At 70.9% G+C, this 2727-nt stretch carries 2 protein-coding genes and 1 pseudogene; 2 read left to right on the forward strand and 1 reads right to left on the reverse strand.

Features of this window, described 5'->3' with window-relative positions; all coding sequences use genetic code 11:
* Positions 1–414: 414 nt before the first annotated feature.
* The gene (gene murA / locus ABZ646_RS44390; protein ID WP_360532852.1) at positions 415–1755 is read right to left on the reverse strand and encodes a UDP-N-acetylglucosamine 1-carboxyvinyltransferase; all 1341 of its coding nucleotides are present in this window, start codon (positions 1753–1755) and stop codon (positions 415–417) included.
* 251 nt (positions 1756–2006) lie between these two features.
* Between murA and ABZ646_RS44395 the strand changes: the two genes are divergently transcribed.
* Entirely contained in the window at positions 2007–2579 is a 573-nt protein-coding gene (locus ABZ646_RS44395; RefSeq protein WP_358983442.1) for a YqgE/AlgH family protein, read from the forward strand.
* Positions 2580–2608: 29 nt separating this feature from the next.
* Positions 2609–2727, forward strand: a pseudogene (locus tag ABZ646_RS44400) (DUF3039 domain-containing protein); the annotation flags it as partial.

Raw genomic sequence — 2727 nt, forward strand, 5'->3', positions numbered from 1 at the left:
TCTGGGTGTCGTACGCCGGGGACAGGGCGACGATGGCGTCCGCGGCGTGGAAGTCGGTGGTGGCTGGGGGTCCGGGGCGGGGGGCGGTGGTCATCCGAGGGGTTTGCCCGGGAGCTTCGCCGTGCGGTGTCTGTCCGGGGAGGTGACCCTCGGACCCCGGCCGGATGGTGTGGCTCGGGGGCGGGCTGGGGGGGGGCGGTGATCACCCGAGGGACGTGCCCGGGAGCTTCTCCATGCGGTGTCTGTCCGGGGGCGACTCCCGGCCCCGGCCGGAGGGCGTGGCCCGGGGCCGGGGTGGGGGTGGTCATCCGAGGGGTTTGACCGGGAGCTTCGCCGTGCGGTGTCTGTCCGGGGGGTGGCCCCCGGACCCCCGGACGGATGGTGTGGGCCGGGGGCGGGGTCCGGAGGCCGCGGTCAGCCGAGGGCCTTGCCGGGGAGTTCGACCTTCGCGCCCAGTTCCACGAGCTTCTCCATGAAGTTCTCGTAGCCGCGGTTGATGAGGTCGATGCCGTGGACGCGGGAGGTGCCCTGGGCCGCGAGGGCCGCGATGAGGTAGGAGAAGCCGCCGCGCAGGTCGGGGATGACCAGGTCGGCGCCCTGGAGCCGGGTGGGTCCTGAGACGACCGCGGAGTGCAGGAAGTTGCGCTGGCCGAAGCGGCAGGCCGACCCGCCGAGGCACTCGCGGTAGAGCTGGATGTGGGCGCCCATCTGGTTCAGCGCGGAGGTGAAACCGAGGCGGGACTCGTAGACCGTCTCGTGGACGATCGAGAGGCCGGTCGCCTGGGTCAGGGCGACGACCAGCGGCTGCTGCCAGTCGGTCTGGAAACCGGGGTGCACGTCCGTCTCCAGCGCGATGGACTTCAGCTGGCCGCCGGGGTGCCAGAAGCGGATGCCCTCGTCGTCGATCTCGAAGGCGCCGCCCACCTTCCGGTAGGTGTTCAGGAACGTCATCATCGAGCGCTGCTGGGCGCCCCGGACGTAGATGTTGCCCTCGGTCGCCAGCGCCGCCGACGCCCAGGACGCCGCCTCCAGGCGGTCCGACAGGGCGCGGTGGGTGTAGCCGCCGAGCCTGTCCACACCGGTGATGCGGATCGTGCGGTCGGTGTCGATCGCGATGATCGCGCCCATCTTCTGCAGCACGCAGATGAGGTCCTCGATCTCCGGCTCGACGGCCGCGTTCGACAACTCCGTGACGCCCTCGGCGAGTACGGCCGTCAGCAGTACCTGCTCGGTCGCGCCGACGGACGGGTACGGCAGCTGGATCTTCGTACCGCGCAGCCCCTTCGGAGCCTCCAGGTACTGCCCGTCCGCCCGCTTCTCGATGGTCGCGCCGAACTGCCGCAGCACGTCGAAGTGGAAGTCGATCGGCCGGCCGCCGATGTCGCAGCCGCCGAGCCCGGGGATGAACGCGTGCCCGAGCCGGTGCAGCAGCGGACCGCAGAACAGGATCGGGATCCGGCTGGACCCCGCGTGGGCATCGATGTCAGCGACGTTCGCGCTCTCCACGTACGTCGGGTCCAGCACCAGCTCACCGGGCTCCTCACCCGGCCGTACCGTCACCCCGTGCAACTGCAGCAGGCCGCGTACGACGCGCACGTCACGGATGTCCGGAACGTTGCGCAGTCGACTCGGCGCACTGCCCAGCAGCGCGGCGACCATGGCCTTCGGTACGAGGTTCTTCGCACCGCGGACCCGGATCTCGCCCTCCAGCGGGGTGCCGCCGTGGACAAGCAGGACATCGTCGTTGACGGTCATGAATCTCGCGTTCCGTGGAGTCGGGCAGGGCTGGAGAGACAGAGTAATCGCCCATCGGCCCCCTGCCGTAAGCCCAAGTACCGCCCAGCTTCGTCATAGCCGTGTCACAACACGAACCGTTCCGCTGCGGGCACGAGGGGTCACCGCCCGTCACCGTGCGCCGGGAACGCTTCCGTCCACCCTGAGCTGCATTCACTCGCACACCCTGATTGGCTCCCCACCGGGCGGGAAGATGCGGGATCATGTCTGGCATGACCGAGGTGTCCTCGCTCACAGGGCGGCTGCTCGTGGCCACGCCCGCCCTGGCGGACCCGAACTTCGACCGCGCGGTGGTGCTCCTTCTCGACCACGACGAGGAGGGCTCCCTCGGTGTCGTCCTCAACCGGCCCACCCCGGTGGGCGTCGGTGACATCCTGGAGGGCTGGGCCTCCCTCGCCGGCGAGCCCGGGGTCGTCTTCCAGGGCGGTCCGGTCTCGTTGGACTCCGCGCTCGGTGTCGCGGTCATCCCGGGCGGCGGGAACGGCGACCGGGCCCCGCTCGGCTGGCGCCGGGTGCACGGCGCGATCGGCCTGGTCGACCTGGAGGCCCCGCCGGAACTGCTCGCCTCGGCCCTCGGCTCCCTGCGGATCTTCGCCGGTTACGCCGGATGGGGCCCGGGCCAGCTGGAGGACGAACTGGTGGAGGGCGCCTGGTACGTCGTCGAGTCCGAACCCGGCGACGTCTCCTCCCCGTCCCCCGAGAGACTCTGGCGCGAGGTCCTGCGCCGCCAGCGCAACGAGCTCGCGATGGTGGCCACCTACCCCGACGACCCTTCGCTCAACTGATCCGTGCGCGCCTCGGTACCCTTGGCGGCATGAGCACTCTTGAGCCCGAGCGCGGGACTGGTACGGGGACCCTCGTAGAGCCGACGCCGCAGGTGTCCCACGGCGACGGCGACCACGAGCGCTTCGCCCACTACGTCCAGAAGGACAA

Origin of the sequence: Streptomyces sp. NPDC007162 (genome assembly GCF_040634175.1) — a bacterium.
Lineage (GTDB): Bacteria > Actinomycetota > Actinomycetes > Streptomycetales > Streptomycetaceae > Streptomyces.